Here is a 20108-nt window from a genome sequence, read left to right as displayed (position 1 = left end):
ATGAGCAACGAATTTCATGGTGAGGGGCTCCACGATCGGGCCGGGTCGCACGACGACCTGCTCGACGAGGTCGCTGCCAACCCGGAGCTGGCCCGGGTGGCCTTCCTCCTCACCGCCCGGCCCAGCGAGCGGGAGCTCTCCGGCTTCGACGGTCCCCTCGAGGCGTTCCGCGCCCATGTCTCCGCTCCCATCCCTCAACGACGGAGACCCTCCATGATCTCAACGCTCGCCGGCGCGAAGCTCGGCGCGACCATTGCCGGTATTGCCGTGGGCCTCGGTGGCGCCGCCACCGTGGCCTACGTCTCGGCCAGCACGCCGGCCACGCCCGAGACCCGCGCCACCGCCGCCGCGACGCCCACCCAGGCCGGCGCTGCGACGGACGCGGGCAAGGACGCCAAGGGCCAGAACGACACGGCCACACCGGTGGGTCCGGACGCCACCGGGTCGGCCGCCTACGGCCTGTGCACCGCGTGGAAGGGCGTCGCGCAGAACGGCAAGGCCATGGAGTCGGTTGCGTTCCAGAACCTCGCCACCGCTGCGGGCGGCGAGGACGAGATCGAGGCCTTCTGCGCCGAGGTCGAGGCACCCGGCGAGTCCGGGGACCGCGCCACCGGCAAGCCTGAGTCCGCCCCCACGGGCAAGCCCGAGTCGGTGCCGAGCGTCTCCCCGACGCAGCGTCCCGACGCCACCCCAGCTCCGGCAACGCCGGACACAGTTCCGACCGCCTCACCCTCCCACCCGACCGGGCGGTCGTGAAGGCGCGGTAGCTAGCACCGCGCAGCCCCCAAACCCAGCCGTATGCCGCTGAGCCCCCACTCACCGGCATGCGGCTGGGTCGCGTTCGGCCCTCCCTCTGGACGCGGACGAGGCCCCTTCCCCGGGTGACCGGGGCAGGGCCTCGTCGCTTCGCGTGACCGGGGGCTCCTCAGTCCCCGAGGCCAGCCTCGAGCGCGGAGATGATCCGAGGCCGCAGGTCCGTGGCCTCGATGACCTCGTCGACCGAGCCCACCTCCACCGCCCGGTGGATGCTGTGGACGCTGTCGAACTCGGCAGCCACCTCGCCGAGCTTCTCGGCGCGCACGGTCGCCCGCAGCTCCGCCAGCTCGGTGGCCAGCTGGGCGCGTTCGACGCCCTCGGCGGCGTCGACGCGAGCCGAGAGGCCGGCCACCCGCGGGTCCGCGGCGGTGCGTGCGTCGACGTCGCGCGCGAAGACGACGGCAGCCGCAGGAGCGCCGCCGATGACCGAGGCGAAGGATCCCTCGATGGCGAGCACGGTCATGCTCGGGTTGAGTGCCTTGGAGAAGACCACGAAGGCGCCACCGTGATAGCGGGAGATGACGGTGAAGGCGATCGGGCCGTCGAAGTTGACGATGGCCCGGCCGATCTCCGCGCCGTACTCGAGCTGGAGGTTGCGCATCGACTCGGGTGAGCCGTCGAAGCCGGAGAGGTTGGCCAGGATCACGACGGGCCGGTTGCCGCTGGCGGCGTTGAGGGCTCGCGCGACCTTCTTCGACGAGCGCGGGAACAGGGTTCCTGCGGTGTAGGTGTCGGGGCCGTCGGTGGGCGGGAAGCCGCGCCGCGGCACCGACTTGGACTCGATGCCGATGAGGCAGACCGGGATGCCACCGAGGTGCGCATCCTGGATGACCGCGGTCTCGGCGTCGGCCATGCCGGCCCACCGCTCCAGGGTCACATGGTCCTGGTCGGCGAGGGCTCGCATGAGCGTGCGGATGTCGAACGGCTTCTTGCGGTCGGGGTTCTTGTCGGCGGAGAAGATGTCGCCGACCGTGGTGAAGCCGGAGTCGGGCATGGAGTGCGGATAGGACGTGACGTCCCGGTCGACCGGGTCGGTGGTGGGAACGCGGCGCGGACCGCTCTCACCGCGAGCGACGTAGGCGTGGTCGTAGTGGGACATGAGGATGTCGCGTGCCGCGGCGAGATCCTTGGCCCAGTACTGCGCCTGACCGTTCGGGCCCATGACCCGGTCGTAGCCGCCGATGCCGAAGTTGTCCTCCGCGGAGACGCCGCCGGAGAAGTCGAGCGACTGCTTGCCCGTGAGCACCATGGCGCTGTCGGGGGTCATGACGAGGATGCCCTTGGTGTGCATCAGCATCGTGGCCTCGGCGTTCCAGTAGGGCTGGGCGCCGACGTTGATGCCGGCCACGACGACGTTGATCTCCTGGCCGGACTGGGTGAACTCGACGATCCGCTTGAGGGCTCGGGCGACCCAGTCCATGTTCTCGGTGCCGGAGTCCATCGAGATCCGTGCACCGGCAGACAGGGAGTACCACTCGACGGGGATACGGCGCTCCTCGGCGAGGTCGAGGGCCGCGATGACGCGCGCGCACTCCGCCTCGGCGACCGAGCCGAGGGAGCGGAGCGGGTCGCCGCTCAGCACGATCCGCTCGACGCCCTCCGGGTGCCGCTCGGTCGGGGAGGTGACCAGGGCAACGATGATGCCGGCCTTGTTGAGACCAAGGGGCCGGTCGACCGGGACGAGGCGCCCGGTGTCGTCGAGGTCGTGCTCGACGACGGTGCCGCCCTCCCCGGCGATCATCGACTGCAGCTCGTAGGGGTAGACCAGCCCGCGGCGACGGGCCCGGACGACCTTCGACGCGTAGTCGTCGAGGGGCCTGAGGGGCTCGGCCGGAGGCTGGCCGACGGTCCCGACCACACCTGAGCCGGGTTGGTAGGAGAACCGGCCGGCGATCGGGACGGGCCCCTCCTCCGGGTCGAGGACGACGCGGGCCTGGACGAGGACCTCCTCGACGCCGGCTCCGACGGTGAGCGGGGCGATCTGGGCCTGCAGGGCGGTGAGCTGGTCGAGGTCGGCCTCGATGATCGGCCAGATCGTCACCCAGACGTAGTTCATGTCGAGGCGGGAGCCGGCCGAGCCACGCGACGCGCGGACGCGGCGGACGGCATCGAGACAGTTGGCGATGGCCCGCTCGACCTGCGGCAGACCGGAGACCCGCCCGTTGTCGTCGCGCACGACGACGAGCTGGCGGACCTGTGCCGACACGACGAGGCGCCGGTCGTCGGGGTTGTCAGGGGCGACGCACTCGTAGAGGAAGACGTCCTCGGGCGCCTCGAGGCGGGTGACCTCGAAGTCACGCAGTCGCCACAGCTGCAGGCGCCGCCCGACCATGGGATGCACGCCGCGGACGAGGCGGTCCTCGACGAGGTCGTCGCCCTGCGGGCGGAAGGTGAAGTAGCCGACCGGCTGATCACCCGTGCCGGTCACGGCGACGGCGACCCGACGCAGGTCCTTGGCCCAGTCCAGCGCCTTGAGCCGCGTCGCGAGGCCCGCGCTGACCCCCTCGGGATCGGCCGGCTGGTCCCGCCAGCGGAGGTAGAGGTCCACGACGGCGTCATGCTCCTCGACCCGGCTCCACACGTCGTTGCCGACTGACACAGCGAGGTCGCTGCCGGGAGTCAGCTCGTCGACGTCGCCGATCGTCGAGGTGAGGTGGGTCGGCCGGCCGTCGAGCGTGTAGTCGGCCACCGCGAAGGGCCGTCCGCCGGCGTGGAAGCGGTGCGGCCCGTGGAGATCGTGCTCGTGGTAGTGCCGCTTGATGAGCACCTCGACCATCGGCTCGTGGCGGGGCAGGCTGTCGTCGGGCCGGTCCAGCCGCTCGGCGAGGAAGCGGACGATCTGCTCGGGGATGGCAGCCAGCTCGTCGACGCCGGCCGTGTAGTCACGGTGGACGCTCTCGGGGATCGCCTCGCCGTCGTCGCCGATGCGCTCGGCCTCGGCGGCCAGGGCCTCGATCTTGCTCCGGACACCGGCGAGCACGCTCTGCCGCTCGGCTTCCACGAGCGGCTGCTCGAACCAGCGGAAGCGGACGCTGCGGGCGAGGTCGCCGACCACGGGGAAGCGCAGCTGGGTGGCCAGCACGAGGCGGTCGAGGGTGTCGCGGGCGGCCGTGTCATGCGGTGTTGTGGGCGCGGGCTCGCCGAGCCAGCGCTGCAGGAGCGAGGTGGCGAGGGCGACTTCGGGGGAGGTCCGCTGCTGCGCGAGGAAGACCCGGAAGACGGCCTCCTCGAGGTCCGGGGTCCGGTCGAGCTCCGACACGCCGTAGTGCCGAAGGACGCGAGCCAACTTGTCGCGGAACGCCGCCGGCAGGGCCGCACGGTCGGCGTCGAGGCTCTGGAGGTAGGTGTGGAAGTGCTCCTTGGGGGAGTGGACGAGCAGCTCCGTGTGGCGCTCCTCCTCAGCCGGGCGGTTGCGGCTCAGCTCGGCGAAGTCGGCGACGAGATCCAGCAGGTAGATCTCCTCGGAGAGGGGGCTCTCTCCCGCCGCCGTCGCCTGGTCACGGGCGGAGAGGTAGGCGGTGAGGCTGCGGTGGTTGCCGTTGTCGTCGTTGTCGAAGCCGAGAACGCCCGCCGACAGCTCGGACACGCCGCGGACGAGCCGGTCGCGCAGCGTCTCGCCGGCCACGGTGCAGTCCGGCAGCTCGAGGTCGACCGTGGCGGCAGGGGCAGCGCCCACTGCCGACTCGTCCTCGTCCCCGGTGGGCTCGAGCCGGACGAGGGCCGCGCCGGTCTCGACCTGGCCGCCGACGCCGACGAGGATCTCCTTGACCCGGCCGGCGAACGGGGCCGCGACCACGGTCTCCATCTTCATCGACTCGAGGACGAGCACCGGAGCGCCCGCCGCCACCTCGGCGCCGACTTCGACGGGTGTCGCGACGACGAGAGCCGGGGCCGGAGACCGGAGCACGCCACCCTCGTCGCGGGACACCCGGTGCATCACCCCGTCGACCTCGACGAGGAGGACGGGCCCGTGCAACGCGGTGATGAGGCGGTGGTTCCGTCCGCCGATGACGATGCGGCTCTGGTAGTCGTCGATCCGGTCGAGCTGGGCCTCGACGACGTGCCCTTCTTCGCCGGTGGCTCCGGACCCGACCGTCACGCGGTAGCGGTGGGGGGCGATGCGCAGGACGTTGACCTTGTGGACGGCACCGCGCAGCTTGAGGTCGACACCGCGGCCGATCTGGTGGTGAACCTGCGGGCGACCGCCGCGTGCCGTCTCGAAGAGTCGGGCGCGCTCGATGGCCTCGGCCTCCTCGTAGGCCTCGATCCCGGCGGCCACCAGGGCGATGCCGGAGTGGCGCTGGGACATGAGGCGTCCCTCGCCGCGGACGCGGTCGATCCAGCCCGTGTCGGCCGAGCCGTCGATCACCTCAGGTTGGTCGAGGAGGTCGAGGATGAAGCTCTTGTTGGTCGCTCCACCGTCGATGACGACGGTCGTCTCGGCCATGGCTCGGCGCAGGCGGGCCAACGCCTCGTCCCGGTCCCGCCCGTAGGCGATGATCTTGGCGATCATGGAGTCGAAGTCCGCGGGGATCGAGTCGCCCTCGCCGACTCCGGTGTCGACCCGGATGCCGGGGCCGGACGGGAAGTCGAGCAGCGCGATGCGCCCGGGGGCCGGAGCGAAGTCGCGGTCGGGGTCCTCGGCATTGAGCCGGGCCTCGACGGCGTGGCCCCGCTCCACCGGGCGCTCGCCTTCGAGGCGCCCGCCGCCGGCGACGTGGATCTGGAGCTTGACGAGGTCGGTGTCCGTCGTCGCCTCGGTGATGGGGTGCTCGACCTGGAGCCGGGTGTTGACCTCGAGGAAGGCGAAGAACTTCTCACCCGGGTGGTAGAGGAACTCCACGGTGCCCGCGCCCGCGTAGCCCACGGCCACTGCGAGTCGCTCTGCCGCGGACCGGACCTCCGCCGTCTCCTCGGCGGAGAGGACCACGGAGGCGGACTCCTCGATGACCTTCTGGTTGCGCCGCTGGATCGAGCAGTCGCGGACGCCGACGGCCCAGGCCGTGCCCTGGCCGTCGGCAATCACCTGGACCTCGATGTGGCGGGCTCCGGTGACGAGCTTCTCGAGGAAGACGACCCCGGAGCCGAACGCGCGGGCCGCCTCGTCGCGGGTGCGCTCGTAGGCCTCGGTCAGGTCCGCGTCGGACTCGACCTTGCGGATGCCGCGCCCGCCACCGCCGGCCGTCGCCTTGAGCATGAGCGGGTAGCCGATGCGGGCGGCCGCCTCCTTGGCCTCCTCGAGGGTGTCCACGCCGCCGCGCGACCACGGGGCGACAGGGACGCCGACCTCCTCCGCGATGAGCTTGGAGCCGATCTTGTCGCCGAGCTTGCGCATCGCCTCGGCGCTCGGGCCGATGAAGGTGACGCCGATCCGCTCGCACAGGTCGGCGAAGGCGGGGTCCTCGGCGACGAACCCCCACCCGACCCAGGCCGCGTCCGCGCCCGTCTCGAGCAGCGCCCGCTCGAGGACGGCGTGGTCGATGTAGGGCCGGTTGGCGGCCGGGCCGAGGTCGTAGGCGTGATCGCTCTCGCGGACGAACATCGCCCGCCGCTCACCCTCGGTGTGCAGGGCGATCGTCTCGATCCGGTGGCTGCGCCCGTCCCCGGCGTTCTGGGCGTTGAGGTCGCGGACGGCGTGGATGAGCCGCATGGCGGCCTCGCCACGGTTGACGATCGCGATGCGCGAGATCATGGGGCGGTTCTCCTTTGGTCACCCGGTCGGGCTGTGACGCGAGACACGTCACGAGGCAGCCTTTCACCAGGAGCAGGTTACGGGCGAGTGCACTTGCCGACTTTCCCGGCTGGTCGGTGTGATCCCGGGACTGTTGGCCCTGCCGTCCGCAGGGCCGGTGGCTGAGCATGGTGGTGGGACTCGGGTCGAGCTGTATCCGTCGGGAGGAGGCGACGGGACATGAGCGGCATGCACGCGGCGTATCGTGCGGCGCTCTCCGTCGCGGTGGTCGGATCGGTGCTGACGGGGGTGGTGGGGACTCTCGTGAGCGCGTACTTCTGCATGTGGACCGCCTCCGACCTCGGCATCCCGCCCTTCGTCGTCCTGTCGGGGGCGCTCGTCACGGGAGTGGTGCTCCTGTGGGATGCCGTCCGGCCCGGCCGGTCCCGGGTCACCGCCGGACCGGTGGCGATCTTCGTCGGCCTGGCCGTCGCGAGCGCCGCGCTGATCCGCACCGGGGAGCCCTTCCTCCTGGTGAGCTTCGCGGCCCCGACGTTCGGTTTCGCCCTGGTCGTGCCGCTGGCGCTCGTCGGAGGCCGGGACCTGGGGGCCGCGTCCACCTCGCTGTGGCATGTCGGCCTGGGCTTCGTCGTCGCGGCGGTCATCCAGGAGCTGAGCGGTCTCGGACTCTGGGTGGGACTCCTCGACGCCATGGGTGCGCTGGCAACCGGCATGCTCGGCGCGCTCCTCGCGGCAGCTCAAGCCCTCCGGACCAGGTCACCACAGCAGCACCCGGGCGGCGTGGCGGCCACGACGCACTGAGGCGCTCAGGAGGTGTCGTATGCCGCTGGGCCGGGTTCCGCGGCACCCGGCACCTCGGCCGGGTGCGACGCGGCAGGGAGTCAGGCCGGCTGGCTCGGGAGCACCGGGGCCCAAGGGAGCTGGTCGGCGAGGATCATGCTGCTGCTGGGCCGGCCGTAGCGGGCCAGGCGGTCGATGAGCTCCTCGAAGGCGTCCATCGACGCCGTGGCCACGACGAGCACCGAGCAGCCCTGCCCGGTCACCCGGTAGAACTGCTGCACCTCCGGCCACCCGGCCACGTCGGGATCCCGGAGCAGGCACGTCGGGCCGTAGCAGTCCATCACCACGACGGCCCGGACCGGGCGGCCGGCGCTCTCGAGGTCCACCTGCGCGTGGTAGCCGGCGATGACGCCAGACTCCTCGAGTCGCCGCACCCGGTCGGCCACGGCCGGCGCGGAGAGCTTGACCCGCCGGGAGAGCTCGTTGAACGACAGCCGGGCATCCGCCTGGAGCTCGGACAGGATGTGCCAGTCGACGCGGTCCACGGCACCCATCATGGCCGAACCGGACGGACCCCGGCCGTCGATGCGGGCTTGCTCAGGCAGCGGGGCGGCCGATGCGCACACGCCAGACCTCGGGGCCCTCCTCGAGGTAGTCCCAGGTGAACTGGTCCGTGTACTCCGCGTCGAACTGGTAGTAGAGCGGCTTCGGGTCGTGGTCGTTGACGAGCTCGAAGCCGGCGCCCGGCGCCAGCGCGTGGTACGTGTCCAGAATGAGCGTGTGGCGCCGGGCCGGGGGCTCCGAGCGGACGTCGAGCTGCGGGTCGGTGGTCATGCCTTCTCCTTGGTTGCTGTTTCGGGGGTCGGTGTTTCGGGGGTCGGTGTTTCCGGGGTTGGCGCTTTGCAGGGCGGCCGGCCATTAATCACGGAATCAGCCGTATTAAACAAGAGGAGCCTATCCCACGACCGGTGGCCCCTGCATCGGGCAGGGCAGGGCTCCGAGAGCGCTGAGGCCCTTCCTCACGATCGTGAACCGGCTCGCCTGACTGCGACACGATCGCAAGGTCACCGCAGCGAAACGGTGCCCGATGCGCCTTCCGAGCCCAGCGGCATACGGCCAATCTGTGGGTATGAACGACGCCCCCTTCACCACGATCATCGAGCCCTTCCGGATCCACTCCGTGGAGCCGCTGACGATGACGACCCGAGCCCAGCGGCAGGAGCACCTGCAGGCGGCCGGCTACAACCTGTTCCAGCTGCGCGCCGAGCACGTACTCATCGACCTGCTCACCGACTCGGGCACCGGCGCGATGAGCCGTGACCAGTGGGCGGCCATCCAGCGCGGCGACGAGTCCTACGCCGGCTCGCCCTCCTACTACGTGTTCGTCGACGCGGTCCGCGAGCTGTTCCCCTTCGAGCACGTCATCCCGGTGCACCAGGGACGAGCCGCCGAGAAGATCCTCTTCTCCGCGCTCGGTGGGCCCGGCAAGGTCGTGCCCAACAACACCCACTTCGACACCACCCGCGCGAACGTGGAGTTCACCGGCGCCCGCGCCGTCGACCTGGTGATCGCCGAGGGCCGGGACCCGGGGAGTGACCATCCCTTCAAGGGCAACATGGACCTCGCCGCCCTCGAGGGGCTGCTCGCCGAGCAGGCCGACAACGTGCCCTGCGTCATGATGACGATCACCAACAACAGCGGCGGCGGGCAGCCAGTGTCCCTCGAGAACCTCCGCGGCGTCCGCGAGATCTGCGACCGCTATGGCAAGCCGCTGTTCCTCGACGCCTGCCGGTTCGCCGAGAACGCGTGGTTCATCCGCGAGCGCGAGGCGGGGCAGGGCGACCGGGAGGTCAGCGACATCGTCCGCGAGATCGCCGGCCTCGCCGACGGTATGACGATGAGCGCCAAGAAGGACCCGATGGGCAACATCGGCGGCTGGCTCGCGATGAACGACGACGACCTGGCCCAGCGCTGCCGCAACATGCTCATCCTCACCGAGGGTTTCCCGACGTATGGCGGGCTGGCGGGGCGCGATCTCGAGGCCCTGGCCCAGGGGCTGCGAGAGGTCGTGCAGCACGACTACCTGCGCTACCGGATCCGCTCGACCGCGTATCTCGGCGAGGCGCTCGTCGAGCTCGGCATCCCGGTCCTGACGCCCATCGGCGGGCACGCCGTCTACATCGACGCGCGCGCGCTCGCCCCGCACCTCTCGCCGCTCGAGTACCCGGGCCAGGCCGTCGCCGTCGCGCTCTACGAGCTCGGTGGGATCCGCTCCTGCGAGATCGGGACCGTGATGTTCGGCCGGCAGGCGGACGGCTCCGAGCAGGCGGCGTCGATGGAGCTGGTGCGGCTGGCGATCCCGCGGCGGACGTACACCCAGAGCCACATCGACTACGTCATCGAGGTGTGCGAGCGGCTGGCGCACGTGGCGCCGACCCTGCCCGGCTATCGGATCACGGCCGAGCCTCCCGCCCTGCGGCACTTCACGGCGTCCTTCGCGCCCAGGTGAGTGGACAAAATATGTAGACCGGTCTAGTTTTTCGCCATGGCCACCAAAGGGGAACTGACGAAGACGCGACTGGTCGACTCGATGCTCGAGCTGATCCAGTCCCGGGGCTATGCGGGGACCGGCCTCATCGCGGTGGCCGAGCACGCCCGCGCGCCGAAGGGCTCGCTCTACTTCCACTTCCCCGACGGCAAGGAGGCGCTGGGCGTCGCCGCGGTCGACCGGGCAGCCGATCAGTTCCACGAGCTGATCACGGCTGCGGCACGGGACGAGCCCACCGCGGGTGGTGTCGTGCGCCGCGTGGTCGAGGCCTTGGCCGCACTGCTCGAGGCCAGCGACTTCCAGCTCGGCTGCCCGGTCTCCGTGGTCACCCTCGAGATGGGCGCGGACAGCGATCTCCTCCGCCAGAGCTGCGCCGCGGCCTTCGAGTCCTGGATCTCCCCGGTGGCCGAGCTCCTCGTCGAGCACGGCCGATCAGATGACGACGCCCGCGGTCTCGCCACGACTCTCGTGAGCACCGTGGAGGGGGCGTCGATCATCTCCCGGGCCCAACGCAGCGTCGTCCCCCTGCTGCGCGCCGGCCAGGTGCTCAGCGGGTTGGTGGACGCCCGATGAGGGACGACGCGGTCCCGCGCCGGGCCCTGGTCCTCGGCGCCTCCGGTTTCACGGGGCGACACCTCGTGCTCGCGCTGCTCGAGGCGGGTGCCGACGTGGTCACCGCCACCCGGAGTGAACGCTCCGCCGCGGCCCTGCGTGGGTGGCTGTCAGCTCATGGTCTGGCGGAGGCGCCCCGCAACGTCCTCGTCGACTTCACCGCGACGGAGCTGCTCCCCGGTGGCCCCGAGGCCTTCGCGGACCTGACCGAGATCCACAACTGTGCGGGGGCCTTCCGCTTCGGGATGAGCAACGACGAGGCCCGGTCGGCGAACGTCGCGACCGTGGAGGCCATCGTCGCCTTCGCCGCGCGTCTCCCCGGGCTCACTCGCATCGTGCACGTCTCGGGCTACCGCGTCGGTGGTGCCGACCCGCAGGGCATCCCGTGGAGCGAGGAGGAACGCCGCGCCAGCTACGCGCGGCTCGGCGCCTACGAGGCCTCCAAGGTCGAGGCGGACGCGGTGTTCCGGGCCCGGGCCGAGCAGCACGGGCTGCCCTGGACGGTCGTCAACCCCGCCACGGTGATCGGGCACAGCGAGACCGGTGAGTCCGACCAGTACCTCGGACTCGCTGCCAGCCTCAAGGACCTCTGGCACGGCGCGCTGCCTGCCCTCCCCGGCGACGGAACCACGTTCGTGCCCATCGTCACCGTCGACCACCTCGCCCGGTTCATGGCACTGTTGCCGACCGACCAGACCACGGTGGGCCAGTCCTACTGGCTCCTCGACGACGAGACGCCCACGCTCCCTGACCTGCTCGCGCAGGTGGGCCAGCACTACGAGGTGAGGGTGCCCCGGCTCCGCGTCCCCGCCGGCCTGCTCAAGCGGTTGCCGGAGCGCATCACCAAGGCGGATCCGGAGACCCTGACCTTCCTGTCCAGCGACCGCTACCCGACGGGAGCCGCCCAGGAGGTCGCGACCCGGCACCGGTTGGTCAAGCCCGACCCGGTGGCCGCGACGCTGGCGTGGGCAGACCACCTCGCCGGCCAACGCTTCGGCACCGCTTCGGGCGGACCGGTGCGCGGCTATCGCGACGTCGCCGGGACGCGCACCTTCCATCTCGGTGACCCGACGGCCACCACCGTGGTCCTGCCCGGACTTCCCGTGAACGCCGACTCCTGGGCCGACCTGGTGCGACAGGACGCCGGCCTGAGCGCGGTCGACCTGCCGGGTCTGGGCCTGAGTCGGGGGAGTGGTGATCGGGAGTGGGGGGCGTGGCTCACAGCGCTCACGGCGCTCACGGCGCTCACGACCCTCACGACGGGGGGAGGGCTCCACCTGGTCGGCCACTCGGTCGGTGCCGCGACCGCCCTCCAGGCGGCGTCGGTCCATCCCGAGCGGGTCGAGCAGCTGACGCTCGTCGCGCCCTTCTTCCTCCAGCCGACCGCGGGACTGCTCGCTCGGGTGGCTCCGCTGACGAGGGCCTACCTGCGCCGGGTCACGGCCGCGGGCCTGTCGCGGCGACTCACCGGCTCGGCATCAGCGGCCGAGCGGTTGGCGCCCGCGGTCGCTGACCTGCACCGGGCCGGCGTCGCTGCTCGAGTGGCTCGACTGTTGCAGCGCACGACGTCCGCTGCCTGGCGCCGCGACCTGCACCGCCTGCTGGCCGCCTATCCCGGGCCCGTGCACATCATCGTCGGCGCGGACGACCCGCTGACGGACGAGGGCCTCGCCCTGCTCGAGTCCCTGCCGGGAGTCGCTCTGTCGATCATCTCGGGGGCCGGACACCATCCCCAGCTGACCCACGCCGACGAGCTCCTCGCGCTGATCCGCAGGCCAAGGGGCCCGGCGTGGTGTGGCGACGTCCGGGCCCCTCGGTCAACTGATGGTCAGGCGCCCGCGAGCGCCGGCTCGGGCCTCCCTTCCTCCAGGGCGGCGTCGGCCGCGAGCGGTTCGAAGCGTGAGGTGAAGAAGCGCAGGGTGGGCGGCTCGTAGACGAACTTCAGGCCCTGGATCTCCTTGCGCCGCTGGAAGACCCGGATGACCGACTCTGCGACGACGTCCATGTGGGAGTTCGTGTAGACGCGGCGCGGGATGGTCAGCCGGACCAGCTCGAGCTTGGGGTGGCGGTGGTTGCCGTCGGCGTCGCGGCCGGCGGACACGATGCCGCGCTCCATGGCGCGCACCCCGGAGTCGAGGAAGATCTCGGCCGCGAGGGTCTGGGCCGGCAGCTCGTCCTGCGGGAGGTGGTCGAGGAAGGCCGCAGCGTCGATGAAGACCGCGTGACCGCCGACGGGCTGGACGATGGGGACGCCGGCCTCCTGCAGCCGCTCGCCGAGGTAGCGCACTTGGCCGATCCGGTGGGCCAGGTAGTCATCGTCCAGGGCCTCGCGCAGGCCGACGGCCATCGCGTCGAGGTCTCGACCGGCCAGTCCGCCGTAGGTCGGCATGCCCTCGAAGACGACGACGAGCTCGCGGGCCTTGGTCAGGATGGCCTCGTCCCGCATGGCGAGGAAGCCACCGATGTTGACGAGGCAGTCCTTCTTGCCCGACATGGTGATGCCGTCGAAGTGCGAGAGCATCTCGCGGGCGATCTCGGCGACCGGGCGGTCGGCGTAGCCGTCCTCGCGCTCCTTGATGAAGTATGCGTTCTCCGCGAGGCGGGTCGCGTCCGACCACATGATGATGCCGTAGCGGTCACAGATCTCGCGGACCGCACGGATGTTGGCCATCGAGACCGGCTGGCCGCCGGCCATGTTCACCGTCACGGCGACGTTGATGTAGGCGATCTGGTCGGCGCCGACCTCGTCGATGAGGGCCTGGAACTTGTCCAGGTCGACGTTGCCCTTGAACGGGTGGAGGGAGCTCGGGTCGTGTGCCTCGTCGATGATCACGTCGTGGAACGTGCCGCCGGCGAGCTCCTGGTGCACGCGGGTCGTCGTGAAGTACATGTTGCCCGGGACGTGCTGGCCCGGCGTGATGAGGATGCGGGAGATGAGGTGCTCGGCGCCCCGCCCCTGGTGCGTCGGGCAGACGTAGGGGAAGCCGTAGCTCTCCCGGACCGACTCGACGAGGTGGTCGAACGAGCGCGCCCCAGCGTAAGCCTCGTCGCCCATCATCATCGCGCTCCACTGGCGGTCGCTCATCGCCGAGGTGCCGGAGTCCGTCAACAGGTCGATGTAGACGTCCTCGCTGCGGAGCAGGAAGGTGTTGTAGCCCGCCGCGCGGATGGCGGCCTCGCGCTGCTCCCGGGTGGTCATCGTGATCGGCTCGACCATCTTGATCCGGTAAGGCTCGGCAATGGCTGGCATGGGTGGGGCCCTCTCTGTGCAGGACCGGCCTGGTCGCCGGGTCGTCTGCCGCCACTGTGCGCCCATCTCCGGTGGTGCGCAATCGGTACAGTGATCGATGGTCACACTGCCCAACCTGACTACCCCAACAGCGATTTAGCGGAGCAAAGTGTCCAGCCAGATCACGGCACGAGGGCCCGATCCCGCGCGATGGCGGCGGCCTCGGTGCGGCCGGACGCGCCGAGCTTGGCAAGCAGGTTGGAGACGTGCACGCTCACCGTCTTGGTGCTGATGTAGAGCTGCTTGCCGATCTGGCCGTTGGACAGGCCCCGGGAGACCAGGGCGAGCACCTCCAGCTCGCGAGGCGTGAGCTCGGCGGCCACGGCCGCGGCCGGCATCGGGCGCGCCAGGGCCTCGAGCTCGGCGAGCAGGGGACGGGCCCGAAGCCGCTCGGCCACCTCGCGGGCTGAATCGGCGACCTGCCGCGACTCGACCTCCCGCCCGGCGGCGTGCAGGGCAGCGGCGAGGCGGGCGCGAGACCGGGCGGCCTCGTAGACGTGGCCGAGACGCTCGAACGCCTCGACTGACTCACGCCAGGCGATGACCATCTCCTCCACGTCCGGCAGCTCACCCTGCCCGAGGGTCCACGCGAGCCGCGACCGCTCGGCGCGGAGCCGCTTCGCCCAGGCCCAGGTCTCCGTGCTCGAGTCCCTCAGCACCTCGACGTCGGTCGGCTCCCAGTCGTCTCCCTGGTACTTGCGGATGACCTTGGCGACGAGCTGGTCGGCGCGCCGCTGGAGGTCCTCGACCGTGCGGACCGAGCGTTCGCGCAGCTCGGGCTGGGCCCGGGGAGCGAGGCTGGCGGCCTGACCGGCGACGAGAGCGGCGAGGCGGACGCTGGCGTGGTACTTCCCCCAGGCCTTGTCCAGCGTCTGGGCTGCCTCGCAGGCGATCTCGAGCAGACCGGTGAGGTCGCCGGCCTCACCGAGCAGGTCGATGCCCGGCATGACCGTCAGCACCACGGCCATCCCGTCGACGTACCACCACTCACGCAGCGCCGACAGCCGCCCGGGCGGCGCCGCCTCCCCCCGGCCGGCGGACACGGCCAGCCCGGCCGCCTCGAACAAGGCGCGAGCCGGCTGCGGGGTCACCTTCGAGGCCACCGACAACCGGCTACGGACGCCGTCCCAGTCACCGAGCTCATAGGCCGTCAGCCCGCTCAGCAGGCGGCAGTCCAGGCCCCACGGGGCCCACTCCTGGTGCAGGCGACGGGCGATCCGGGTCCCCTCGTCGTAGTGGGCGAGCGCGCCGGCCAGGTCGCCGCGCCGGTGGGCCACGGCAGCGAGCTGGTGGGTGAGGCGCAGCTGGATCAGCCTGTCCGTGCCCTTGACGGCAGCGAGGAGGCTCTGGAGGTAGGCCTCGACGGCGTCCAGGTCCTGCTGGGCCTCGATGACCCGCGTCAGGATGGTGCGGATCTCGAGCAGGGACTCGCGCAGGCCGAGCCGCTCGGCCATCGCCATCACCTCGTCGCCCGTGCGGACCGCGGCGTCGAGAGCGCCCGCGTCGACGAGCTGCTGGATGTGGGCGATGAGGACCAGAACGCGCCGCGGCGTCTCCTCCGCCGGCAGCAGGTCGACGGCCGTGGTGGTCAGGTCCAGTCCCTGGACAGGCAGGTCCAGCATCCGGGACAAGGTCGCGTAGCGAGCGAGCAGCTCGGCCCGGACGTCGTCGCGCTGTCCTGGGCCCGGGTGGTCGATGGCGTCGCGGAGGAGCCGGACCGCCCGGAGGATGTCGCCTGCGGCCGTGGCCGCCTCGGACGCCCGGATCGTCACGTCGTCCCGCTCCGCGGCGTCCTCCGCGAGCCAGCTGAGGGCCAGCTCCAGGTGCAACAGCGCCTCCTGGGGGCCACCCACGTCCATGGCCGCCTCCGCGGCGGCCCGGCTCGCCGCCACCGCGGCGCGGAGGTCGCCGCTCGCTGCGGCGTGGCGAGCCAGCTCGGACGCCGGAGCCAGGTGTGGGCACTCGGCGAGCACAGCGGCATACCTCTTGTGGAGCCGGAGGCGCTCCCCGGGGAGGAGGGCCTCCGCCGCCGTCTCACCCAGGAGCGCGTGCCGGAAGGTGTAGGCCGGAGGCCAGCTCGTCTCGAGGACGTGGTGCTCCACCGCCTGGGCGATCGCTGCGTCGAGCTCCGGCTCGGGGAGGTCCATGATCCGGGCCAGCAGCTCGTGCCCGATGAACCGGTCACCCTTGAGCGAGACGGCGCGGACCACGCTCTGCGCGATCTCGTCGAGCCGTTCCACGCGGGCCCGCAGCACCCGACCGAGGCCACCATTGACCTGATGGCCGGCCACGGCGCTCGCAGCCAGCTCCTCGGCGAAGAAGGGGTTGCCCTCGGCGCGCCGGGTGATCTCGCGCATGGTCTGCGCGTCCTCAGGCACCCCTTCGATGCCGCCGACGATCTCACCCACGGCGGCATCCGTCAGGGGCGCGAGGCTGACGTGCGTGACGTGCGGGATCCGGTCCCACACCGCGAGCGTCTCGTGCAGCGGGTGCTTGCGGTGCAGGTCGTCGGACCGGTAGCTGGCCACCAGGGCCACCGGCGTCGTGAACGACCGGGTCAACAGCAACGTGAGCAGGTCGCGCGAGGAATGGTCCGCCCAGTGCACGTCCTCGATGACGACGAGAGTCGGCCGGCGGGCGCCGAGCGCGGTGAGGAGGGCGTGCACCGACTCGGCGACGAGGCCCGGGCTGGCCTCCTTCGCCGAGTCGGTGCCTCCCCCTGTGATGACACCCGTGCCGCCGTCCCTGCGTGGGAGGAGCCGGGCCAGGCTCGGATGAGAACCGAGCACCTGGGTGACGACGTCGGGCGTCAGGGTGTCGAGCAGGCCGATGAGCTCCACGAACGGGAGGTACGCGAGAGCGCTACCGGCCTGCCCGACACAGTGGCCGGTGACGGTGAGCCAACCGGCCTGGCCCGCATCCGTGGTGAGCTGCAGGAGCAGTCGCGACTTGCCGATGCCGGCATCCCCGGAGACGATGGCCACGCCGCCGCGGGTGCCGTCGAGCGAGTCGACGAGCCCGACGGCCTCCGCGAGGCGGGCCAGGTCCGATTCGCGTCCGACCATGACCCCGGAGCTGAACGGCATACGCCGAATTATCCGGGATGGGTCCGACAACGTCTCGTGGGTTTCGGGGACGGTGGAGGTGGCGGGGCTGGTCGCGTGCTCGACGGGGTCCATGGGTGGGACGTCCTTGCAGCGGTCAGGTGCGGGCCGGTCCGTGGTGGCGCTGCCGCCGCCCGGGTCAGTAGGCGCGGGCCGGCGTCGCCAGGCGGGCCGGCTCGTCCCTGCGCTGCCGGTGAGCCCTGACCTCGACGGCGAGCGACGGGGCGGCACGGCGGCGCCAGGTGCGGCGAGAGGGCGGGCCGTACCTGGCCTGCAGCTCTGCCTGCATGTACTCCGGGGTGATCAAGGTGATCGAGGTGGTCATGATGGCTCCCTGTCTTCTTCCTCTCTGGTGACTCCTCAAGGCTCGCCGGGTGAGGTATCCCCACACATCGGGCGACCTCCCTATCTCTGGGCCACGCGTGGCCGGGGTAGCTACCTCAGACACCATCAGGGCTGGCGGTGGGCTACCTCACACGGGCCGGCGTCCCGCACCGCGGAACGCCGGTTTGCATTAGGTAAGGCTTACCTTTTCAATGTCCCTGTGACTGCGCTGGCCGGCGAGCTGACCCGGGCGCCCTGTGGGCTCCCGTGGCTCCGCGACCTCGCCGCCCGTGGCGCCGCCCGCGCCGTCGCGACCCCCGACGCGAGCGTCACCTACGCGGAGCTGGCCCAGCGCGTCGACGCGGTCGCCGCCGCGCTCGGCACCACCCGGCGCCTCGTCCTCGTCGAGGGCGACAACCGGCTCGAGAGCCTCGTCGGCTATCTCGGGGCCCTCGCCGGCGGGCACGTCGTGCTCCTGGTCCCGAGCGACAGTGAACCTGCGCGCGCAACGCTGCGAGCGGCATATGACCCCGACGCCGTGATCGGCTCGGACGGCTCCGTCGACGTGGTCCGCGACGGTTCGGCTCACGAGCTGCACCCGGACCTGGCGCTCCTGCTCAGCACGAGCGGGTCCACCGGCTCACCCAAGCTCGTCCGCCTCTCGTGGGACAACCTCGCCGCCAACGCCGACCAGATCGCGACGTACCTCGACATCCGCCCGTCCGACTGTGCCGCCACGACCCTGCCCCTGCACTACTGCTACGGGCTGTCCGTCGTCCACAGCCACCTGAGCCGCGGCGCGAGCATCGCGCTCACCGACCTGTCGGTCGTCGACGAGTGCTTCTGGCGGCTCTTCCGTGAGTCAGGCGCCACGACGCTCGCAGGAGTGCCCTACACCTTCGAGCTGCTCGAGCGGGTCGGCTTCGAGTCGATGGACCTGCCGAGCCTGCGCTACGTCACCCAGGCCGGTGGCCGGCTGGAGCCGGACCGGGTGCGCCATTGGGCCGAGGTGGGGCGGGCCCGCGGTTGGGACCTGTTCGTCATGTACGGCCAGACGGAGGCGACGGCGCGCATGGCCTACCTGCCGCCCGACCTGGCGCTCGAGCACCCCTCCACCATCGGCGTCCCCGTGCCCGGCGGCTCCTTCGACGTCGTCAACGGCGAGCTGGTCTACTCCGGTCCCAACGTCATGCTGGGCTACGCCGAGTCCCCCCGAGACCTCGCCCTGCCCCGCACCATCACCCGACTCCGGACTGGTGACCTCGGTCGGCTCACCGAGGCAGGCCTCTACGAGGTGACCGGCCGGAGCAGCCGGTTCGTCAAGGTCCTCGGCCACCGCATCGACCTCGACCAGGTCGAGCGGGGCCTGCGACGCGCAGGGCAGGACGTCCGGTGCGCCGGCCGAGAGGGACTGCTCGCCGTCGCCGTCGCGGCCACTGGGGACGCTCCTGGGTCGGTGGACCTCGGGGCGCTGCGCCGGTCCGCCGCCCGGCTGAGCGGCGCGCCCGCCGCCGCGATCTCCGTCGTGGCGTTCCCGGAGCAGCCGGTCCGCGCGAACGGCAAGACGGACTACGCAGCGGTGCTGTCCCGGGTCGAGGAGGTCCGGGCCCGGATCGAGGCCACCGACGAGAAGCGCATCGCCTCGGTCGCCGCCGTCTACGCGGCAGCCCTCGGCCGGTCCGAGGTGGCACCGTCCTCGACGTTCGTCTCCTTGGGTGGGGACTCACTGTCCTACGTCGAGGTGTCCATCCGCCTCGAGCAGCTGCTCGGGACGCTGCCGGCGTCCTGGCATGTCACCTCGGTCGCCGACCTCGAGGAGGCTGCCTCCCTGCGGACTCAGTCTGCCGACGATCACCCCGCTGCGGCCGGCGGGCCCGCTCCGGGGCGCGGCCGGGGAGGCTGGGGCGGTGGGTGGCTCGGACGGGGACAGTCCCGCGCCTGGCGCACCGTCGAGACCAACGTGTGGCTGCGCGCGCTCGCCATCGTGCTCATCGTCGGGACCCACGCCGACCTGTTCGTCCTGCAGGGCACCGCGCACGCGCTGCTCGTGCTCGTCGGCTACAACGTCGTCCGCTTCGCCCTCGCGTCTGAGCGGACCCGCGACCGGCTGCGCTCGTTGGCGCGCGGTGCAACGCGGATCGCCCTGCCGACGCTGGCCGTCATCGTGCCGGCACATTTCATCGGCGGCTACTACGAGCCGCGCAACCTCTTCCTCGCCAACTGGCTCCTCGGCGAGGAGCGCCTCGGCCCGCCGTGGCGGTTCTGGTTCATCGAGGCCCTCGTCGTCGCCCTCCTCGTCGCGATGGTGCTCGTCGCTGTGCCGGCGGTCGCCCGTGCCGAGCGCCGCTGGCCCCTGGGTCTGCCGCTGGCCCTGACCGCCGTCGCGTTCACCCTTCGCCTGCCGCTCTACCCCCTCCCCGGGCCCCGGATGCAGGGCTCGGCGCTGGTCGTCCTCTTCCTCTTCTTCCTCGGCTGGGCCATTGCCCGGGCCGTTTCGCGACGTGAGCAGTGGGTCGTGACCGCTGTGGCGGTGCTCAGCGTGGGGACCTTCTCCGGCAACCCTGCCCGTGACCTGCTCTCGCTCGCGTTCGTGCTGCTGCTCATCTGGAAGCCCGTGTCTCGAATCCCCGCCATGCTCGTGCCCGTCGTGCAGGTGCTCGCCGCGAGCTCGCTCTACGTCTACGTCATCCACTGGCAGGTGCTCGAGCACCTCTGGGGTGCGCCGGTGCCGGCCTTTGCGGTGTCGCTTGCCGTGGGGGTCGGCTACTGGTGGCTGTGGACGGCAGGGGTGGACCTGGCCAGGCGGGCCGTGGCCCAGGTTCGGGCAGCGCGCCGAGCCGACCGGCCCGTGGCCGCTCCCTCCGGCAGTCCCTCGCTCGTCGTCGTCCCGTGAGCAGCAGGGACCAACGGCTCTGGTCGTGCTCACCCTGATCACCGAGCGCC

12 protein-coding genes are annotated in these 20108 nt (G+C 71.6%); 6 read left to right on the top strand and 6 right to left on the bottom strand.

Annotated features, from left to right (window positions below; genetic code table 11):
- Nucleotides 1-756 (top strand): hypothetical protein, encoded by a 756-nt coding sequence (locus OO014_RS03030; RefSeq protein ID WP_272460790.1) that lies wholly within the window; start codon nt 1-3, stop codon nt 754-756.
- 169 nt (nt 757-925) lie between these two features.
- Here OO014_RS03030 and OO014_RS03025 read toward each other — a convergent pair whose 3' ends face one another.
- Nucleotides 926-6508 carry a carboxyl transferase domain-containing protein gene (locus OO014_RS03025; RefSeq protein ID WP_272460789.1) on the bottom strand — a complete coding sequence of 1861 codons (5583 nt, stop codon included), beginning with the start codon at nt 6506-6508 and terminating at the stop codon, nt 926-928.
- A 219-nt stretch (nt 6509-6727) separates the two neighbouring features.
- Between OO014_RS03025 and OO014_RS03020 the strand changes: the two genes are divergently transcribed.
- Entirely contained in the window at nt 6728-7309 is a 582-nt protein-coding gene (locus OO014_RS03020; RefSeq protein WP_272460788.1) for a hypothetical protein, read from the top strand.
- Nucleotides 7310-7389: 80 nt separating this feature from the next.
- Here the strand turns inward: OO014_RS03020 and OO014_RS03015 are convergent, their stop codons facing one another.
- Together OO014_RS03015 and OO014_RS03010 are read right to left on the bottom strand one after the other, a co-directional pair.
- Nucleotides 7390-7845: an Lrp/AsnC family transcriptional regulator gene (locus OO014_RS03015; protein WP_272460787.1), complete on the bottom strand. Its 456-nt coding sequence runs from the start codon at nt 7843-7845 to the stop codon at nt 7390-7392.
- Nucleotides 7846-7885: 40 nt separating this feature from the next.
- A complete protein-coding gene (locus OO014_RS03010; RefSeq protein WP_272460786.1) occupies nt 7886-8122 on the bottom strand; it encodes a DUF2249 domain-containing protein in 237 nt (78 codons plus the stop codon).
- Between the two features lie 295 nt (nt 8123-8417).
- Here OO014_RS03010 and OO014_RS03005 point away from each other — a divergent pair, with 295 nt between their 5' ends.
- Genes OO014_RS03005 through OO014_RS02995 form a run of 3 tightly spaced genes read left to right on the top strand, consistent with a single transcriptional unit; the run spans nt 8418 to nt 12382 of the window.
- Entirely contained in the window at nt 8418-9797 is a 1380-nt protein-coding gene (locus OO014_RS03005; protein WP_272460785.1) for a tryptophanase, read from the top strand.
- Between the two features lie 36 nt (nt 9798-9833).
- The gene (locus tag OO014_RS03000) at nt 9834-10409 is read left to right on the top strand and encodes a TetR/AcrR family transcriptional regulator (RefSeq protein ID WP_272460784.1); all 576 of its coding nucleotides are present in this window, start codon (nt 9834-9836) and stop codon (nt 10407-10409) included.
- Nucleotides 10406-12382, top strand: a complete 1977-nt coding sequence (locus OO014_RS02995; RefSeq protein ID WP_272460783.1) for an alpha/beta fold hydrolase — start codon at nt 10406-10408, stop codon at nt 12380-12382. The genes OO014_RS03000 and OO014_RS02995 overlap by 4 nt, the downstream gene beginning before the upstream one ends.
- Here the strand turns inward: OO014_RS02995 and OO014_RS02990 are convergent.
- From OO014_RS02990 to OO014_RS02980, 3 genes are all read right to left on the bottom strand, one after another.
- Nucleotides 12277-13698: a tyrosine phenol-lyase gene (locus OO014_RS02990; RefSeq protein WP_272460782.1), complete on the bottom strand. Its 1422-nt coding sequence runs from the start codon at nt 13696-13698 to the stop codon at nt 12277-12279. The two genes, OO014_RS02995 and OO014_RS02990, sit on opposite strands and share 106 nt — an antisense overlap.
- A gap of 161 nt (nt 13699-13859) precedes the next feature.
- Entirely contained in the window at nt 13860-16823 is a 2964-nt protein-coding gene (locus tag OO014_RS02985; RefSeq protein ID WP_272460781.1) for a helix-turn-helix transcriptional regulator, read from the bottom strand.
- A gap of 157 nt (nt 16824-16980) precedes the next feature.
- Complete coding sequence (locus OO014_RS02980) at nt 16981-17166, bottom strand: hypothetical protein (protein WP_272460780.1); 186 nt, start codon at nt 17164-17166, stop codon at nt 16981-16983.
- A 219-nt stretch (nt 17167-17385) separates the two neighbouring features.
- Between OO014_RS02980 and OO014_RS02975 the strand changes: the two genes are divergently transcribed.
- Nucleotides 17386-20058 (top strand): AMP-binding protein, encoded by a 2673-nt coding sequence (locus tag OO014_RS02975; protein ID WP_272460779.1) that lies wholly within the window; start codon nt 17386-17388, stop codon nt 20056-20058.
- Nucleotides 20059-20108 lie beyond the last annotated feature (50 nt).

This window comes from Intrasporangium calvum, assembly GCF_028446585.1.
GTDB lineage: Bacteria > Actinomycetota > Actinomycetes > Actinomycetales > Dermatophilaceae > Intrasporangium > Intrasporangium calvum_A.
The sequence above is the reverse complement of the archived record's forward strand: the minus strand, read 5'-3'. Positions and strand labels throughout refer to the sequence as shown.